Origin of the sequence: Brevibacillus sp. SYP-B805 (assembly GCF_011059135.1) — a bacterium.
GTDB lineage: Bacteria > Bacillota > Bacilli > Brevibacillales > Brevibacillaceae > Brevibacillus_F.
This window is the reverse complement of sequence record NZ_JAALGD010000015.1, coordinates 82,213-100,733: the sequence shown is the minus strand read 5'-3', so window position 1 is coordinate 100,733 and position 18,521 is coordinate 82,213. Positions and strand designations below refer to the sequence as shown.

17 protein-coding genes are annotated in these 18,521 nt (G+C 59.1%); 14 read left to right on the top strand and 3 right to left on the bottom strand.

Going from position 1 to position 18,521, the window contains the following annotated elements:
• The first annotated feature begins 132 nt into the window (after positions 1-132).
• On the top strand, positions 133-786 hold the full coding sequence (locus G3578_RS17145) for a response regulator transcription factor (protein ID WP_165214194.1): 654 nt from the start codon (positions 133-135) through the stop codon (positions 784-786).
• A 42-nt stretch (positions 787-828) separates the two neighbouring features.
• Here G3578_RS17145 and G3578_RS17140 read toward each other — a convergent pair whose 3' ends face one another.
• Complete coding sequence (locus tag G3578_RS17140) at positions 829-1,317, bottom strand: MarR family winged helix-turn-helix transcriptional regulator (RefSeq protein ID WP_165214193.1); 489 nt, start codon at positions 1,315-1,317, stop codon at positions 829-831.
• Positions 1,318-1,578: 261 nt separating this feature from the next.
• Between G3578_RS17140 and G3578_RS17135 the strand changes: the two genes are divergently transcribed.
• The 8 genes from G3578_RS17135 to G3578_RS17100 all read left to right on the top strand — a co-directional run bounded on the left by G3578_RS17135 (position 1,579) and on the right by G3578_RS17100 (position 11,295).
• Positions 1,579-2,802: an FAD-dependent oxidoreductase gene (locus tag G3578_RS17135; RefSeq protein WP_165214192.1), complete on the top strand. Its 1,224-nt coding sequence runs from the start codon at positions 1,579-1,581 to the stop codon at positions 2,800-2,802.
• Positions 2,786-4,855, top strand: a complete 2,070-nt coding sequence (locus tag G3578_RS17130; protein WP_165214191.1) for a multicopper oxidase family protein — start codon at positions 2,786-2,788, stop codon at positions 4,853-4,855. Before G3578_RS17135 ends, G3578_RS17130 begins: the two co-directional genes overlap by 17 nt.
• Positions 4,856-4,959: 104 nt before the next feature.
• Complete coding sequence (locus tag G3578_RS17125) at positions 4,960-5,637, top strand: FCD domain-containing protein (protein ID WP_165214190.1); 678 nt, start codon at positions 4,960-4,962, stop codon at positions 5,635-5,637.
• Between the two features lie 47 nt (positions 5,638-5,684).
• Positions 5,685-6,428 (top strand): (Fe-S)-binding protein, encoded by a 744-nt coding sequence (locus G3578_RS17120; RefSeq protein WP_165214189.1) that lies wholly within the window; start codon positions 5,685-5,687, stop codon positions 6,426-6,428.
• Positions 6,415-7,920, top strand: a complete 1,506-nt coding sequence (locus G3578_RS17115) for a LutB/LldF family L-lactate oxidation iron-sulfur protein (protein WP_165214188.1) — start codon at positions 6,415-6,417, stop codon at positions 7,918-7,920. The genes G3578_RS17120 and G3578_RS17115 overlap by 14 nt, the downstream gene beginning before the upstream one ends.
• The gene (locus tag G3578_RS17110) at positions 7,910-8,647 is read left to right on the top strand and encodes a LutC/YkgG family protein (RefSeq protein ID WP_165214187.1); all 738 of its coding nucleotides are present in this window, start codon (positions 7,910-7,912) and stop codon (positions 8,645-8,647) included. Before G3578_RS17115 ends, G3578_RS17110 begins: the two co-directional genes overlap by 11 nt.
• 206 nt (positions 8,648-8,853) lie before the next feature.
• Positions 8,854-9,996 carry a M20 family metallopeptidase gene (locus tag G3578_RS17105; RefSeq protein WP_165214215.1) on the top strand — a complete coding sequence of 381 codons (1,143 nt, stop codon included), beginning with the start codon at positions 8,854-8,856 and terminating at the stop codon, positions 9,994-9,996.
• Positions 9,997-10,101: 105 nt separating this feature from the next.
• The gene (locus tag G3578_RS17100) at positions 10,102-11,295 is read left to right on the top strand and encodes a YheC/YheD family protein (protein ID WP_165214186.1); all 1,194 of its coding nucleotides are present in this window, start codon (positions 10,102-10,104) and stop codon (positions 11,293-11,295) included.
• Positions 11,296-11,306: 11 nt separating this feature from the next.
• Here G3578_RS17100 and G3578_RS20735 read toward each other — a convergent pair whose 3' ends face one another.
• A complete protein-coding gene (locus tag G3578_RS20735) occupies positions 11,307-12,611 on the bottom strand; it encodes an HD-GYP domain-containing protein (RefSeq protein WP_206529782.1) in 1,305 nt (434 codons plus the stop codon).
• A 75-nt stretch (positions 12,612-12,686) separates the two neighbouring features.
• Between G3578_RS20735 and G3578_RS17090 the strand changes: the two genes are divergently transcribed.
• The 4 genes from G3578_RS17090 to G3578_RS17075 all read left to right on the top strand — a co-directional run bounded on the left by G3578_RS17090 (position 12,687) and on the right by G3578_RS17075 (position 16,363).
• Positions 12,687-13,523, top strand: coding sequence for an alpha/beta hydrolase (locus G3578_RS17090; RefSeq protein ID WP_165214185.1), 837 nt, complete (start codon positions 12,687-12,689; stop codon positions 13,521-13,523).
• A gap of 143 nt (positions 13,524-13,666) precedes the next feature.
• Entirely contained in the window at positions 13,667-15,292 is a 1,626-nt protein-coding gene (cimA, locus tag G3578_RS17085) for a citramalate synthase (RefSeq protein ID WP_165214184.1), read from the top strand.
• Positions 15,293-15,381: 89 nt separating this feature from the next.
• The gene (locus G3578_RS17080; RefSeq protein WP_165214183.1) at positions 15,382-15,621 is read left to right on the top strand and encodes a hypothetical protein; all 240 of its coding nucleotides are present in this window, start codon (positions 15,382-15,384) and stop codon (positions 15,619-15,621) included.
• A 151-nt stretch (positions 15,622-15,772) separates the two neighbouring features.
• Positions 15,773-16,363, top strand: coding sequence for a hypothetical protein (locus tag G3578_RS17075; protein WP_165214182.1), 591 nt, complete (start codon positions 15,773-15,775; stop codon positions 16,361-16,363).
• Between the two features lie 131 nt (positions 16,364-16,494).
• Here G3578_RS17075 and G3578_RS17070 read toward each other — a convergent pair whose 3' ends face one another.
• The gene (locus G3578_RS17070) at positions 16,495-16,914 is read right to left on the bottom strand and encodes an Hsp20/alpha crystallin family protein (RefSeq protein WP_165214181.1); all 420 of its coding nucleotides are present in this window, start codon (positions 16,912-16,914) and stop codon (positions 16,495-16,497) included.
• 160 nt (positions 16,915-17,074) lie between these two features.
• Here G3578_RS17070 and G3578_RS17065 point away from each other — a divergent pair, with 160 nt between their 5' ends.
• On the top strand, positions 17,075-18,334 hold the full coding sequence (locus tag G3578_RS17065) for an MFS transporter (RefSeq protein WP_165214180.1): 1,260 nt from the start codon (positions 17,075-17,077) through the stop codon (positions 18,332-18,334).
• The last annotated feature ends 187 nt before the right edge of the window (positions 18,335-18,521 follow it).

Below are 18,521 nucleotides of genomic sequence, written 5' to 3'. Positions count from 1 at the left end.
CAAGGCCCCCATTTTGCTCACAATTGTGCATGGAAACATAAAATTCAAACAAACTCTTTTCTGTCTTAAAAAATGATTAAACATTCGTCGCTATACTCAACTGGTAACGAAGGGTATCGCGAGGGAAGGGAAATGACCAAGGGACTTTATGTAACCGAGCAGTCTTCGGGCTTTACATACCGCTACCAGCAGCTGGAGCGGCATGAGCTGCAGCTGCTGGATCACACGGAGACCATTTCCCGGGAGATGATCCGGTACGTGATTCTTGACTGCAAGCAGTCTCCTGCCGCGCCGCTGGTCAAGAGTTACCGGCTGCAATATCCCGGGGCATGCCTGCTGGTGCTGGCGATGAGGCGGGACGAAACGGACATGCTGCAGGCGTTTGCCATGGGGGCTGACGATTATCAGGTGAAACCGTGCTCGGAGCGGGAGGTGGCGGCCCGGCTGCGCGTCATGCTGAAGCGGAGGGAATGGGCTTTCGCGGATTCCGGCAGCATGCACCCTCGAGGCGCTGCTGCTCCCGTTGATTGGGACTGGCTGAAAGGGCAGCTGACCAAAACGGAAAGCAGGCTGCTTCATTTCCTGCTGCTGCACAGCAATGCGCTTGCCACCAGGCACCAAATCATCCAGGCGGTCTGGGGGGATGAGTTGTCATTGTCCAGCAAGGCGCTTGATGTGCATCTCTTTCATCTGCGCCGGAAATTGCACGATGCCACCAACGGGCGGATTACGATCAGGAGCGTGACCAACAGGGGGGTTTACCTGGTTGACAACGGGAAGCCGTAGCGTACGCTCCTGCTTGCCAACCACACTTGCTGCTGTTTTTTCTCATATCGTATCTGGTTTGTTTCTTTTTCTCAGGTGATCCGCTTGACGGTTCAGGACCTGAATGGATCGTTCCATGTAATCAAGAATGATTCGAAGTTCGTCCGGGCTGTAACGGGAATGGAGCTCGGTCATGGCGTCGTTCAAAGGGGCAAAAACCTCCTTGATCCGGTGCAAATGATCGTAGACCGGTTCCACAATGACAAAGCGCAGGTCATGCGGATCTTTCACCCGGCGAACATACCCCGCCTTTTCCAAACGGTTCAGCGCGCTTGTGATGGCACCTGTCGTAAGTCCTGTCAGTTCGGCCAGCTGACCGGCCGTTGCTTTCCCCATGCCGAGAACAAGATCCAGGCATTTGTGATCGGTAATGTTCAGACCCAGATAGCTGGCCACGGCTTGGTGAAACATCACGGTTTGGGTGGAAAGCCGCCTGGAAGCATCAAGAAGAGACTGGTTGAGATCCTGTCGGGCCGATCGTTTGTGATCCATGGTTATTTCCCCCGATCCTTCCTCAAACTTGTTGTTTGCGCATGGAATGTATACCGCATTATAACATAGCCGCAGTGCAGCCAACCGGTTGTGATGGTCGATCCGCCGAGAGACGGAGAGAAAAATCGGTCGCACGCCGCTGTAGGGAAAGAAAACACCGCAGTATGATGGATGGAGAGGATCAACCGGGAATGATATCTTAATTTTTAAGATACTAGAACGAAATATGAAAAACAGCGATTACGCTGGGGAGGCTGCGACATGGGAAGAAAAAAGAGGGCGTTGATCATCGGCTGCGGGATTGCCGGCCCCGCCGCCGCCCTATTCCTGAAAAGAGCCGGCTGTGAGCCGCTGATTTACGAAGCGATGCCGGTGCATGACGATTATGCGGGATTGTTCCTGAATGTGGGACGCAACGGCATGCGCATCCTCCAGGAACTGGGAATGGACGGCTTCATTCGCAGGGAAGGCTTCGAAATGCGCATCATGAGCTTTCGCAGCGGCAGCGGCAAATGGTTGGGCAGGGTGGGCCAGCCATTGGGCGAACCTCAGGGCTTTACGGTGAAAAGAGGCTTGCTGCACAGCGCGCTGCGGGAAGAAGCAGAGCGGCAGGGCATCCCGGTCGTGTTTGGCAAAAAGCTCGTCGATTTGCACATGGCTGGCGGCATGGTGACCGCCTGCTTTGATGACGGGACATCCGCCACCGGAGATTTTCTGGTCGGCTGCGACGGCATTCACTCGAGAGCGCGGAACATCATCCTGCCGAACGCGCCGGAGCCTGCTTATACGGGACTGATCAGCTTTGGCGGATTTGCGCACAGCACAACCATTCCGCATGAGCCCGGCGTACAGCATATGGTTTTTGGCAAAAAAGCGTTTTTTGGCTATCTGGTCAGGGAAAACGGCGAGATTTACTGGTTCGGGAATATGGATTATCCCGGCACGCCGACGCGAAGGGATTTGCAGGCTTTCCCGGCTGCGGAATGGCGGCAGCGCATCACCGCTTTGTATCGGGATGATGTGGAGCCGGTTCCGGAGATCATTCGACTGACAGAAGGGGAAATCGGGGTCTATCCGATCTACGATATGCCCGCTCAAACGGTTTGGCACAGCGGTTCTGCCGTTCTTGTCGGCGATGCGATCCACGCCACATCGCCCAATGCCGGGCAGGGCGCTTCCCTGGCGCTGGAAGACGCCATGATGCTCGCCAAGTGCGTACGGGACATCGACAACGTGGAGCAAGCCTTTGCCGCGTTTCAAGCGCTCCGGCAGGAACGGGTGGAGCGGATCGTTCGGTATTCCCGCAGCCTTGGACAGCGCAAACATGCGACCCACCCCGTTCAGGTGTTTTTCCGCGACCTGATGCTCCCCTTCTTTTTGAAGGCGGCGAACAGGCACTCGCACGCATGGATGTACGATTACCGCATCGATTGGAACGAACCGGTTCATGGCGAGGAGGCGCTGTCCCATGTTCGAACTGTTTAATGCCGTGGAATTTCTCGTACTGCTGGCGCTCGTGTTCGTATGGGGGTTGACCGGGTTTGCGGCGAATCGCTTCAAATATGCGGCATGCCACAACGGCAATGTCAAGCGATGGAGCCGGCTTGCAAGGATCGGCATTTGGGCGGGGGAGGTCCTCTTCTGCCTGTGGTTCGTCAATATGCTCCTTGTGCTGTGGTTGTTTGGATGGCTCTTTGTGTGGGATCGCCTCCTCGTCGTTCTGCCGGTCATGGCACTGCCGGCTTTGTGGGTGATGAGGACATCCATGCCAAAGCTGAAACAAGCCGATTCCGGTCACCCGGCGTCCCTGGTCTCCATCGTGGCGCCTATCCACACCATGCTGATCGGTACGATGCTGGCCGCTTATCTGGTGATGTTCGCCGTTCCGGCCATTCCGGATGCAACGGAATCCACGATCTATCCGGGCATCCTGCTCGCCTGCGCCGGTTTGCTCTGGTGGTACCAGCAGCGGCGCGTGGAAAAAATCTTTCACCGTCAACCGGGGCTTGCCGCCCGGCTCTTGAGAGGCACAGGAATTGCAGCCGTGCTGTTGACGGTGGCGTTGAGCGGCTATACGTGGTCGCTTGCAGCCAGCAAATTTCCCGACACGATGGAGATGGTCAACCATGACGCGGTCGATTTTGGCGGGGGCACCGCATTCGCGCATGCTTCCCTGCATCAAGGGGGCGGTCATAGCCCCGTGACGCAGGGAAACGAAGCCGTGAGCGTCGCGGAATTAACAGGTCCCAGGACCGGAGTTCCCGACAAACGGTTTACGCTGCATGCAAAAAAGCAGCAGATCAGGCTCGGTTCAGGCAGGATGATCGAAGCGTGGACGTTCAACGGCCAGTTTCCGGGTCCGCCGCTTGTTGTCAACAAGGGAGATCTGGTGGAAGTAAAACTGGTGAACATCGATATTAATCAAGGCGTTACGCTTCATTGGCATGGCGTGGATGTCCCGAATGCCGAGGATGGCGTGGCAGGGATGACCCAGGATGCCGTCATGCCGGGAGAGTCCCATACGTACCGCTTTGTCGTGAATGAAACGGGAAGCCACTGGTACCATTCCCATCAGCTTTCGTCCATCCAGGTCCAAAAAGGTCTTGTTGGTCCGTTCATCATTCTGCCGGAGAATCAGAAGAGAAGCGGCAGTACCTTGGATCTCACGACGTTTGCGCATGATTGGGCAACGCCTGAAGGTACGGTTACCACGCTGGATGCTGCAGACACGCTCCAGCGAAAGGCCGTGAAACCCGGTACGGAAGTCAGGCTCCGTCTGGTGAACGCAAGCAGCGAAACGAAGATGTTCACGTTGAACGGAACGGCTTACAAGGTTGCCGCGATCGATGGCAATGACATTCATGAGCCGGGCGCGCTGACAGACAGCTTGCTGAGAATCGGGGGCGGCGGACGCTTCGATGTGATCTTCACCATGCCGGAAACGCCTGTCACGCTTGCCCTTTACGATGAAAACACCGAAGTCGGCATCGTGTTCAGCAAAGACGGGCAGGGAAAAGCGGAACCCCTGAAAAAGGGCACCGTCTTCGATCCCACTTCCTACGGCACCCCCGCCCCTTCGCCGTTCGGCCCTTTGACAGTGTTTGACCGGCAATTTACCCTCATCCTGGATCAATTGTATGTGGGCAATTACGATGGAAAAACCGCCCAATTGTGGGCGATCAACGGAGAAGTTTTCCCGGATACGCCTACGCTCATGGTGGAGAAAGGGGATATCGTGAAGACAACCTTTGTCAACCGCAGTTGGGCGGACCACCCCCTCCATCTTCACGGACACCATCTTCATGTCTTGCGCAAGAACGGCAAACCCATCAGCGGCAGCCCTCTTGTGCTGGACACCCTGCTGATTGATCCGGGAGAGATGTATGAGGTGGCGTTTGCGGCGAACAATCCGGGATTATGGATGGATCATTGCCACAACCTGGAGCATGCTTCGTTGGGAATGACGATGCATCTGGCCTACCGGAACGTTACGACACCCTTTGTATTGGGCGGCAAGTCGGGAAATCATCCGGAATAATCCGGATCACGCCCCTTGATTGACAGCCTTTTCCTCCATCCGGTACACTGATGGTGTCAGAGAAGCAAAAGAGGTGTTATCCGATCAAAGGGCCCACTTTTCACGTGAAAAAAACATACGAAGAAGTTGCGGATTACTTGAAAAACCAGATTCTGACCGGCGTCTACAAGCCGGGGGACCGGCTTCCGTCCATCCGGGAGCTGGGCGAGACGCTCGGCGTCGGGCAGTCTACCGTGCGGGAAGCGATCAGTGCGCTGAAGACGCTCGGCCTCGTCACGATGCGGCAGGGAGAAGGCACGTTTGTGACCCGTCTGGAACCGGAGGAAGTATGGGCTTCCTTTGAACCGATCCGGCCGATGTCCACCGAAGATGTGATCTCCCTCCTGGAAGTGCGCAAGATCATCGAAGCCGGGATCGTCCGTCTGGCGGCCGAGCGAAGAAGCGACGAGGACCTGCGGCTGATCGAACGCTCCCTGGATGACATGGCGGCAGCCATCAAGACGAAGAGCCTGGGCGAGAAGGCGGACTGGGCGTTTCACTACGCGCTGGCGGTCGCCAGCCACAATCCGATCCTGACGTCCATCATGCAGTCGCTGGCGGAGACGATCAGCAAGTCGCTGGCTGCCGCCCGGGTAAAGATGTATCAGGAAAAGAAGAGTGCGGAGCGCCTCCTCGCCGAACACCGGGCCATTTACACGGCTGTGGCGGAGAAAGATCCGGGGAAGGCTGAGGAAGCGATGCTTGCCCATTTGCGCGGCGTCGAACAAGCGATGCTGGCGTAATTTTTTCGGACAAGTCATAAGATGACCAGATGAATGGAGGAGTCCAGATGAAGATTTCGTTGTTTGCCACCTGTCTGTCAGATGCCTTTTTTCCTCGGGTGTCCGAAGCGATGGCGCGCTTGCTGGCCCGTTACGGCATTAGGCTGACCTTTCCCGAGGGGCAAACCTGCTGCGGCCAGCCGGCCTTCAACAGCGGCTACTGGGTGGAGGCGAAAGAGGCGGCAAGGCGGCTGATCGATGCCTTTCGGGACAGCGATTACGTGATCGCGCCCTCCGGTTCCTGCATCAGCATGATCCATCATCATTATCCCGCGCTGTTCCGGGATGATCCGGCGGAGCTGCGCATGGCACGGGAGCTGGCGGAGAAAAGTTATGAATTTTCCCAATTTCTCGTCGGGGTGCTGGGGGTGAGCGATGTGGGGGCCCGTTTTCCGCATCGGGTCACCTATCATCCTTCCTGTCACGGCAGCAGGCTGCTGGGCGTCAAGGATGAGCCGCTTACCCTGCTCTCCCATGTGCGGGACCTTGATTTCGTGCCGCTGCCGTTCGCGGAGGATTGCTGCGGCTTCGGCGGCACGTTTGCGGTCAAGATGGCGGACATCTCGGCGGCGATGGTGACGGAGAAGGCGGATCACGTGCGGGAGACCGAGGCGGAAGTGCTGGTGGGCCTCGACATGGGATGCCTGATGAACATCGGCGGACGGATGCGCCACAGGGGGCAGGCGGTGCGGGTCATGCATCTGGCGGAACTATTGTATGAGGGGGTGCGGATGGCGGATGAGCGGGCATAATCCAACCAGCACGCTGGCAGAACGGGTCAGGATCGCGCTGAACAACGACTTCCTGCGCAATGCCGTCAGGTTTACCACGGAGCGGCTGCGCACGAACAAGCAGGCGGCGGCCGAGCAGATCGGCAACTGGGAGGAGTGGCGGGAGCGCGGACGGCAGATCCGTCTTCACACCATCGCCCATCTGGACTATTATCTGGCGCAGTTCGCGGAGAATCTGCGCAGGGCCGGGGGGTATGTGCACTTTGCCTCCACGGCGGAGGAAGCGGTGGCAATCACGCTGCAGATCATGGCAGCCAAGCAGGCGAAATCCGTGGTCAAATCCAAGTCGATGGTGTCGGAAGAGGTGCACATCAATCAGGCGCTGGAGGAGCAGGGAATCGAGACGGTGGAGACCGACCTGGGGGAATATATCATCCAGCTGGCCGGGGAAACCCCGTCGCACATCATCATTCCGGCCATTCACAAAAACAAGGCGCAGGTGGCGGAGCTGTTCTCGGAAGTGGCGGGCGAACCGCTGCCGGCGGATACGGCGGTGCTGGCCGCGTTTGCAAGGTCCAAGCTGCGCGGGAAGTTCCTGGAGGCCGATATCGGCATGACCGGGTGCAACTTCGCCATCGCCGAATCGGGTTCGATCGTGCTGTTTTCCAATGAAGGCAACGCGCGGATGGTCAGCACGGTGCCGCGGACCCAAATCACGATGATGGGGATGGAGCGCATCCTTCCGTCGTGGGAAGATCTGGAGGTGATGGCGACCCTGCTGCCCCGCTCCGCTACCGGCCAGAAGCTGACGGTCTACATGTCGGCCATCAACGGTCCCCGGCGGACGGCAGACGGCGACGGGCCGGATGAACTGCACGTGATCATCATCGACAACGGCCGTTCCCGGCAGCTGGGCGATCCCGAGTTTCAGGAGGTGCTCAACTGCATCCGCTGCGGGGCCTGCCTCAACGCCTGTCCGGTATACCGGCACATCGGGGGCCATGCGTACGGCTGGGTCTACAGCGGTCCCATCGGGGCGGTGCTCACCCCTGTGCTGAACGAGGAGAAGGAGAAATGGGCGGAGGTAGCCAATGCGTCCACGCTGTGCGGCGCGTGCTATGAAGCATGTCCGGTGAAAATCCCCCTCCACGATATGCTGGTCTACATTCGCCGCCGCAATGTAGAGGAAGGCCGCACCAAACGGACGGAGCGGCTCGGGATGAAAACATACAAGGTGGCCGTCTCTTCCCACCGTTTCTATCAGCTGGCGCTCAAGCTCGGCCGCATCGGACAGAAGCCGCTGGTGCGGGACGGGCAGATTCCGACCAGGTTGGGGCCGCTGAAAGGGTGGAACAACGTCCGGACGGCGCCGGCGCTGGCGGAACGCTCCTTCCGCGAATCCTGGCAGGCGCTTGAGCGCGAACTGCAGCAGGAAATGGCGGAGATGAGCCCGCAGGTCAAGGCGCGCTTGGAAGAGTTGGCAGGAAAGCGGGGGGATCGGCATGAACAATGAGCGCAATCCGATTATCGAAAGGCTGCACCGGCAGTCGCTGCAGCAGCAGGAAGCCTTCCTGGATCATATCGCCCATCGGCTGGGGCGGGAGAGGATTACGACACCCCCGGCCCGGCCGTTTGCGGGGGCGCCCGATTTCTGGCGGGGATTCACCTTGGAGGCGGAGGAGCGCATCTCCCTGTTTCTCAGCAATTGGGAGAGCCTGGGGGGCGTGGCGAAACGGGTGCGCAGCATGGACGATGCCCGGGCCTATATCGCCGACCTGACGGACAGGATGCAGGCGAAACGGCTGGTGTGCGAGGAGCATCCGCTGCTGGCCGATCTCCTGCCGGAAGGGGATAAAGAGCGGGAGGTGACGGTCTGGGGAGGGGGCGACCCGGCGCATTTGCTGAAAAAGGCGGCCGAAGCGGACATCGGGGTGGCCGTCGCCGACTTCGCCATCGCCTATACCGGCACCCTGGTGCTCACTTCCTCTCCGGCACGCGGCCGCTCCATCAGCCTGCTTCCCGCCGTCTTTATCGGAATCGTGAGGGCGGCCGACATCAGGACGAAGATGGGAGAGGTGCTGTCCGTGATCCGTACGTGGGATGGCGGCCGGATGCCGGCGGGGATCCACTTCGTCACGGGTCCCAGCCGCTCCGCCGATATCGAGAACGACCTGACGATCGGGGTGCACGGCCCCGGCAGCGTGCATGCCCTTGTCGTGGATGAGGTGGATGGGCGATAGCGGCAGCCGGCTGGGGAGCAGCGTCTCCCCCTCTTTCTCTCCCGGTGCTGCGGCTTCCGCCCAGGCCGGCGCCACCGCTGCAAAGGCTTGGGCAGATGCCCCGCCTTTATGCTATGATGAAAGGAAATGCAGGCGGAGAGGGGTAGAAGAACGTGACGGCTTTGGCAAACAGACTGAGCGATCTGCTGAAGGAATTGGAACCGCAGATGGTGGCATGGCGGCGCCATTTGCATCAATATCCCGAATTGTCTTTCCAGGAAGAGAAGACGCCCGCGATGATCGCAGGGCTGCTGCGGGAATGGGGCATGGATGAGGTGCGTACAGGCGTGGGAGGCCGAGGCGTCGTGGCCACCCTGCGCGGCGGGGCGCCGGGCCCGACCGTGGCGATTCGGGCCGATTTTGACGCGCTGCCGATCCAGGATCAGAAGGATGTGCCTTACCGGTCAAAAGTTCCGGGCGTGATGCATGCCTGCGGCCACGATGCGCACACGGCGGAGCTGCTGGGGCTTGCCGCCGTATTGGCCAGGCATCGGGAGGAGATCCCGGGGAGCATCCGGTTCATCTTCCAGCATGCGGAAGAAGAGCTGCCGGGCGGCGCTGTCGCGATGGTGGAGGATGGTGCTGTTGACGGGGTGGATGCCATCTTTGGCGCCCATCTCTGGTCAATGGCACCGGTGGGACGGGTATGGATCGGAGCAGGCCCGATCATGGCCAACGCCGATGATTTTGTGATTGAAGTCAAGGGAAAAGGCGGACACGGGGCCATTCCGCAGGAGACGGTGGACTCGATCGTGATCGGGGCGCAGATTGTCACCAACCTGCAGACCATCGCCAGCCGCAACGTCAGCCCGCTCGACAGCGTGGTCGTGACGATCGGAACCTTTCATGCCGGGGATAATGCCAACGTGATCGCCGACTCCTGCCGGATGACCGGAACCGTGCGTACCTTTCTGCCGCATGTGCGCGACCGGGCGGAGCAGCGGTTGAAGGAGATTGCGGAGGGCGTGGCCGGGATGCTCGGCGGCAGCGCCGAAGTGACCTACCTGCGAGGCTATCCGGCGGTCATCAATACCGAGGCGGAAGCGGAGATCGCCCGCGAAGCCGCCATTGCCGCGTGCGGAGAAGCGCATGTGGAGCGGATGCAGCCGCTGATGGGCGGGGAGGATTTCTCCTATTATCTGGAAAAAGTGCCGGGCGCCTTTCTCTTTGTCGGGGCGGGAAATCCGGAGAAAGGGGCGGTTTGGCCGCACCACCATCCCCGCTTTGATCTTGACGAGCGCGCGATGCTGATCGCCGGGGAAGTCCTGGGAAGAGCAGCGCTGTCTTGGTTGAGCAGACATCGTCCATAACTCCGCAACCGCCCGGTTCTGTAGGAACCGGGCGCTTTTTTCCTCACGTTTCGCCCTGACCGTTACATAAGTTGATAGGGGGAAACAAAGAGAGGGTGTCAATCCGTGACAAAACCGCTCATTGGAATCTTGACGTACCGAAACGGCACGCGTTTCGCGGAAGCGGCCTACTTCCGCGCGCTGATCCGGCATGGACGCCGCTTGGGAGCCGATGTCTTCCTGTTTTCTCCCCGGGACGTGAACACGGCCCGGCAGGAGGTGAACGGGTTCGTGCCGGATGTGCGGAAGGGATGGAAGGAGAAGCGCTTCCGCTGGCCGGATGTGGTGATTGATCGCTACCGGTGGTATCCGCTGGCGAAACACGATGATTACCTGCCGTTTCGCAGACGGGAGCTTTTCCGGTATGCCAGCAGCCGTTTCGCCAACAAGTGGCGGGTGTACCACGTCCTCGCGGCGGATGAGACGGCCCGCCGCTGGCTGCCGGAAGCCAGAATCTACAGCCGCCGCAACGTCGCGTACATGCTGAAGGCGTACGGGAACGTCTACATCAAGCCGACCCACGGCTCCGGCGGCCGCAGCATCGTCAAGCTGGAGCGCAGGAAAAACGGATACGCGTTTCTGGGCAGAACCCGGCTGCAGGGGAAGCGGGTCCTGATCCTGCCGACGCTCCCGGCCCTGCTCAGACGGCTGGATCGCTGGGTGGAAAGGGAAAAGCAGGGGAATGAGGCGTTTTTTGTCCAGCAGGGGCTTCATCTTGAGCTGCTGCCGGGCCGTCATGTTGATATGCGCCTGCTCATCCAGAAGGACGGGGAGGGCATCTGGCGGGTTACCGGCATGGGCGCCCGCATCGGCGACGTGAAAAGCTCCACCACCAATCTGCACGGCGGCGGTTCAGCCGTGTCGGCAGCCGGTTTTCTGCTGGAGCGCTTCGGCGAGGAGAAAGCCGAGATGATCGTCCGCGAGTGCATGCGGCTGGCCCGCCGGATCGTCGATGTGCTCGAGCATCATTACGGCCCCATGATGGAGTTTGGCATCGATATTGGCGTGGATGTGGCGGGAAACGTCTGGTTGATCGAAGTGAACCCCAAGCCGGGGCGGGAGATATTCCGCAAGATCGGTCAGATGGAGCGGTACCGCCTGGCAATGCAGAGGCCGCTCGAATATGCGCTCTACCTGGCGCGCACAGAGGAACATGGAACGGATCATCCGGCCGTTCAAGGAGAGGTTGATGACGGGGAGGATGCTGCGGAAAGAATGGCTGCCGAGTTGGAGAAGCTGATGCAGGATCCGACCGCCTGACGGGGGAGCCATCAGGCGATGTGTCCTGCGTCATGGGTGAGGCGCAGAAGGAGGTCGTAGTGATTCTTCGCCCGATGCTGGCTGCGGGCAAGCTGCGCGATTTTCAACCACTCTTCCTGCGGGATGCGGAGGAACGCTTCCACCACGGCGGGATCAAACTGGGTGCCCGCCATCCGCTGAATCTCGTCACAAGCTTCCTGGTGGGACCGTCCCTTCCGGTAGGGACGATCGGAGGTAATCGCATCATAGGTGTCACAGAGCGAGAAGATCCGGGCGGCCAGCGGGATCTTCTCCCCCGCGATCCCATGGGGGTAGCCGGTGCCGTCCCATTTCTCATGATGGTACCGGACGATCTCCAGGGCAGGGGCCAGAAACGGAATATGCTTGAGCATCTCATAGCCGACCGATACATGGCTTTGCATCACGATCCACTCTTCCTTGGAGAGCGGACCCTGCTTGAGCAGAATGGAATCGGGGACGCCGATTTTGCCTACGTCATGAAGAAGGGAGCCCCGGATGATGTCGGGAAGCTGTTCTTCCCCCACGCCCATTTGGCGGGCGAGGCGCAGCGTATAGGCGGTCACGCGGAAGGCGTGGCCGTTTGTTTCATTGTCACGGGAGTCCAGGGCATTGGAAAGGGCCTGCAGCAGCGCGGCGTTGGCCTGCTCCGTTTCCGCCAGCATGCGCCGCACCGTAGCGGCCTGCTCGGCGATTTGATCCGTCGAGCGGTCGTATACCCGTTTCAGCAGCAGGAAGAGAAGCAGGGCACCCAGCGCGATGGCCCCCATGCAGAGAAGGATAACCCCTCGGGTGTGAGCCGCTTCCACCGCAATGTTCCGTTCAACATGCACGAAGCCTTCGAGATGTCCGTTCTCTTCCATGATGGGAAACCAGAGGGACAAGTTCGTGCCGTTTGTCCGGGAAACGGCTTGATTGCCCGTGCTGATCGTGGAGAGGATCGCCCTTTCCTCCTCCGTCGCCCGCTGGCCGATCCGGCTTCCCGTATAGCTGAAGACAACGGTTCCGTCCGGCGTGAAAAAATCGGTATGGGTGATATGGTAGAGATTGAAGTGCATCTTCGCCACATGTTCGAGCTGGTAATTGGCGGAGGTATCTGTTTTCGAAAAGAGATCGCGAAACAAATAGTTGATGTGCTCCTGCACCGCTTCCCGCGTGATGGTCTCCGTCTCGTTCACCGTGTAGCGGGTGAGGGAGAAGGAGAGCGTTCCCCCGAGAAGAATGGCGAAGAGAAGAATGGCACCGGCCAGCAGCGAGCGGAAGCGGACGGCAGGCGTGAGTGAATGCCACCAGGTCAAATGAAAACACCTCTTTTTCCCATAGGCTTTTCCCTGCATAATAAAAGCGAGAAACCGTCATGTGAGGTGAATGTCATGATCATCCCGTTTCAGATCCCCGTCGGCGATACGCTGGTCATACGCGGCGATATCCATGCGCCGGAAGCGGACGGCCGGAAGCAGCCGCTCCTGCTCTTTTGCCACGGGTTTAAAGGGTTCAAGGATTGGGGGTGCTTCCCATACGCCGCAGAAGCATGGGCCAGGCGCGGGATTGCGACCATCCGTTTTAACTTCTCCTGCAACGGCGTCGGGGAAAGCCTGACCCAATTCGACGAGCTGGAAAAGTTTGCGGTGAATACGTATGCTCGGGAACTGGCCGATCTGGCCGCACTGGTAAACTGGATTTCTGAACATAGCTTACCGATTCCGGGAAATATTGACAAGTCTCAACTTTTTATCGCCGGCCACAGCAAGGGCGGCGGCGATACCATTCTCTTCGGCGCCGGCCATCCGCAGGTGAAGGGCGTGATCACCTGGAACGGCATCGCCGATGTCAACCTGTTCGATGACACCCTGCGCAAAGAGATCGCCGAGAACGGCGTGGGCTACATCCCCAATGCCCGGACCGGCCAGATGATGCCGATCAGCCGGGCCGTGATCGACGATGTTGACCGGAACCGGGAAGCGTATGATCTGGTGGCCAAAGTGGCGCAGATGGAGCAGCCGCTGTTGATCGTGCAGGGCAAAAAGGACGCGCAGCGGCTGGTAAAAGGGGCAGAGCGGCTCCATGCTGCCGCGCGCAACAGCAGGCTGCACTGGATTGCGGACGGGGATCATACCTGGAACACGAAGCATCCCTTTGCCGGCACCACCCCGCAGCTGGAGGAAGCCATCGAGGTAACGGCCCGTTTCATCCATGAACATGCCGGATAATCATGAGCATGCGCTCGGCAAAAAGAGTGGCCTCCACTCTTTTTTTTGCTTGTCATCCTTGGTATACTGATAGGCAATACACCCGTAAATCCATCGAACATTCTGAACATTTTATGGCAAATGGCGGTTTGGAGTGGAGGAACATGAACAGAGAAAAGATCCATCTGTATGACACGACATTGCGTGACGGCACGCAGGGAGAAGGCATCAGCCTCTCTGTGGAGGACAAGGTGAAAATTGCGATCCGTCTCGATCAGTTTGGCATCGACTGGATCGAGGGCGGTTGGCCGGGAAGCAATCCGAAAGATATGGCCTTTTTTGAACGGATCAAAGACGTGCCGCTTTCCCATGCGAAAGTGGCCGCTTTTGGGAGCACCTGTCGGCAGGGGGTGGCTGCCGATCAGGACGAGAATTTGCGGGCAATTCTGGCAAGCGGCGTCTCTGTCGCCACGATTTTCGGCAAATCGTGGGACCTGCATGTGACGGAGGCGTTGAAAACATCGCTGGAAGAGAACCTGCGGATGGTGGGCGATTCCGTCCGCTTCCTGAAAGCGCAGGGATTGACCGTCATCTTTGATGCGGAGCATTTTTTTGACGGCTACAAACGGAACCCGGTCTATGCCCTCCGCGTGCTGGAGGCGGCGGAAGCGGCCGGAGCCGACTGGCTGGTTCTCTGCGATACCAATGGCGGCAGCCTCCCCCATGAGGTGTATGAGACGGTGAAAACCGTGCGGTCGAGCGTTTCCACGCCGATCGGCATCCATACGCACAACGACGGCGAGCTGGCGGTGGCCAACGCGCTGGCGGCCGTTCAGGCGGGGGCGCGCCAGGTGCAGGGGACGATCAACGGCATCGGCGAGCGCTGCGGCAACGCCAACCTGATCTCCACCATCGCCAACCTGCAGCTGAAACTGGGTTTCGATTGCGTGGCACCGGAAAAGCTGCAGCAGCTGACGAAGCTCTCCCGGTACGTGGCGGAGATCGCCAACATGACGATGCCCAACAACCAGCCGTTCGTCGGCAACAGCGCCTTTGCGCACAAGGGCGGCATCCACGTCAGCGCGGTGCTGAAAAATCCGCAGACATACGAGCATATCGCCCCGGAGGCGATCGGCAACCAGCGCCGGGTGCTGGTTTCGGAACTGGCGGGCCAGAGCAATCTGTTTGCCAAAGTGGAAGAGCTGCAGCTGCCCTTTGACAGGGAAAGCGCCGACGCCAAGGCGGTCATGAAAGAGATCAAGGAGCGGGAGTATCAGGGCTACCAGTATGAGGGCGCGGAAGCGTCGCTGTCGCTCCTCCTGCTTGAGGCATCCGGCGAACTGCACGAACTGTTTACGCTGGAATCCTTCAAAATCCTGATGGAGAAAACGGCGGACAAGGCGATTCTCTCGGAGGCCGTCGTGAAGCTGAAGGTGAACGGCCAGGTGGTACATACGGCTGCGGAAGGCAACGGCCCGGTGAACGCGCTGGACAATGCGCTGCGCAAGGCGCTGGAGAGCCATTTCCCGGCGCTTGCCCAGATGCACTTGACCGACTACAAGGTGCGCGTGCTGGATGAAAGCGAAGCCACCGCTGCCAAGGTGCGCGTGTTGATCGAATCGGCTGCGGGCGGGGAGAAGTGGAGCACGGTCGGCGTCTCCACCAATGTGATCGAGGCCAGCTGGGAAGCATTGGCCGACAGCATCCGCTACCTGTTGTGGAAAGAGGGATATCAGGCGGATGACCGCCAAAACCAGGCGGAGATGCGCGTCGGCATCGTCAACCACTAAGCGGCCGGGGTGCTGCGCATGCGCATGAACGGGCGGCGGGGGAGCCATGCTAGTAGGGAATACAGCAACCGCCAAACGAGGTGAAGCGCATGCGCAGTGCTGACGCGAAACAACATCCGTCTCCCTCTCCCTATGAGGTGGACATCCGCCTCTCGTTTGACCAGCGCATCCAGGAAGAAGTCCTCTGCTCGCTGCTGGAGGATATCCGTCTTGCGCTGCAGACCAATTATCCGGTGATGCAGATCCGGATCATCGGGGATGACGCCGTCTGCCCGGCGAAGACGGCTTCAGCCGCCAGCGAGCACAGGGCACAGGTTGTCCCCACGTAACATAAAGGAGCTCGCTTGGCCCCATCACGCCATTCCTCTCGCTTTTCCGCAGCTTCGGTTGATCGATCGGCAGTGATCCGGCCTGTAGAAACCTCTTTTTCTTCGATGAAATCGGTTTGTCGCATGACGGCAGAGGCAGCGAGGTGCCGATATGGGCGAGCGATTGCAGCGGGCGCAGGAGCGTCTGAACAGGGCAAGAAAAATCATGGCGGACCTGGGACTGTTGGAACGCTGGGCGGAAGTTGGCCGGCCGCTGTTGGTCGGTGCTGTGGCGTACGGGTTGGTGGTGAACCCGGACATCGATATGGAGATTTATTGCGAGGACCCGACGCCGGAAGCAGGGTTTCGGGTGATCGGCAAACTGGCCCAGCATCCGAACGTGACGGACGCCAGGTTTTCCAACCAATTGAACGGACCGGACCGAGGGCTCTATTTTCAGTTGAAATACAAATGCAAGGACGGCGAGGGCTGGAAGATCGACATGTGGCTGCTGCCGGAGGATCATCCGGGGCCTTGTGCGCGTGATTTGGTCGAACCGTTGAACGCAGCGCTGACGGAGGAAACCCGCGAGGCGATCTTGGCGATCAAAGAGGATATGCAGAAAACCGGGTACGTTGCCTCCTCGATTCGCATCTATGAGGCGGTGGTCGATGGCGGCGTGCGGACACCCGAGGCGTTTTATCGGTGGCATGAAGGAAACCGTCCGAACGGGCTGACGTTTTGGAAGCCGTTTCAGACATAGTGATTGCACGGTGACCGTGCCCGGAAAATGAGCAAAAGCCCCTTTTGCATCAAGTGGTGCAAAGGGGCTTTTGGCGTGTAAGAGCGGCCTGTTCACTTATTTATAGAAAAAAGAGAAGAGCCTTTCCTTTGTCAGTGAAATTCCACGTCGATTCGCTTCTTTGCGGCCGTTTGCCGTTTGGGCAGCCGCACTTCAAGAACCCCGTTTTTGTATGAGGCTTTGATCCCCTCTTCCGACACCTGTGCGGGCAGAGACACCGACCGCTGGAAGCGGCCGACAAACCGCTCCTGTCTGTACATCTGTTCGCCTTTGGTTTCCGAGGCCCGGTTGATGGTGCCGCTGATCGTCAACACGTTGCGATCTACGTCTATGTGGACATCTTCCTTCTTTTCCAGACCGGGAAGATCACAGGTGGCGATCACTTCTTTCTCCGTTTCCCGAATGTCGATGCGGGGCATGCCGAAGGACTGTTCGAAATGCGGGAAGAAGCGATCCCACTCTTTTCTCATCTGGTCCAAGAAGCGAAACGGCTCGTAAGGCATGAGATTCATGGCGCATACCTCCTGTGAATGGATCCAAGAGATATTGTTTTCCTTCTCTTCTCTGCATATGCAAGACGAATTTGGATTGTTCCCGGAAGCCGAATATGGTATAAAATGGGATGTAACCAACATATTTTAATTTGGGAGTTACATAAGGGGAGGAGACAGGATGACAAGGATGCGATGGGGGCTTTTGAACAATCCTGATTTTCGGAAGCTCTGGCTGGCCGAGACGATTTCCCTGTTCGGCTCGCAGATTACGGTGCTGGCGCTTCCGCTGACGGCGGTGCTGACGCTGCAAGCCACACCGATGCAGATGGGCTATTTGCGGACGGCGGAATTTTTGCCGTTCCTCCTGTTTACCCTGATGGCGGGGGTGTGGGTAGACCGGCGAACCAAACGGCCGCTGCTGATCTTCAGCAATGTCGGCCGCGCGCTCCTGCTCTTGCTGGTTCCGCTGCTGGCGCTGGGCGGCCTCTTGCGGATGGAATGCTTGTACGCCATCAGTTTTCTCGTGGGCGCTTTGACGGTACTGTTCCAATTGGCGTATCAGGCGTATCTCCCTTCGCTGGTTGCACCCAATGAGCTGATGGAAGGGAACAGCAAGCTGCTGGCGAGCGCCTCCATGGCGGATGTGGGAGGCCCGGGACTGGCGGGGCTGATCATCGGTTGGTTGACAGCGCCGCTGGCCATCCTTTTAGATGCCTGCTCCTTTCTCGTCGCTGCCGCAAGCCTGGGGATGATTCGCAGGCGGGAGCCGGAACCGGCCAGGGTTCAGAGGGGGGAGGGGCTTTGGATGCAGATCGGGCAGGGGTTCCGCCTGGTGTTTGTCAACCCGCTGCTGCGGGCGATTGTCGCGCAAGCCGCCATGTATAACCTCTTCAATATGGTGATCTGGGCGCTTCTCGTCCTTTATGCCGTCAAGGAGCTGCGGATCGGGGAGGTTGCCCTCGGATTCATCATGGCGGCAGGGAGCATCGGGTCGCTGGTCGGTTCTCTGCTGGCCAAAAGGATGGCGGAGCGTGTCGGAGTGGGGGCAGCGCTCGTCGGGGGCATGACCGTAGGCTGCGCAGCGCCGCTGATCCTGCTGATGGCGGAAGGAGGGACGCCGCTTGCACCCGTTATCCTGACCGTCTATCTTTTCGTGGCCGGGTGCGGGGTAGCCATGTCCAATGTGCATGTGATCAGCCTGCGTCAGTCCGTCACGCCGGCTCATTTGTTCGGCAGGATGAATGCGTCGTACCGTTTTATCGTGACGGGGACGATCCCGATCGGTTCGTTTCTCGGCGGCTATCTGGGAGATCTGTTCGGAATGAAAACGGCTTTGATCATTGGGGCGGCGGGTCTGCTGCTGGCTCCCTTATGGGTGGTGTTTTCGCCGGTGCCTGGACTGAAATCGCTGCCTGTGGAAGCGCCTGCCGGCAGGTAACAAGAGACCGCGGGCTTGCCTGCGGTCTCTTCTTGTCTGCTGATCCATTGAACCTACCACGGATATTTGGTGGATCTCCTCCGCTTGTTGTCCAATCTCCTGCAGTTCAAGCTCGTCGCGCATAGTCGTCCTCCTTTTCCACAAAAACGTGTTGTTTCCATAAAGACGAAAACGACCCTTCTTTTTA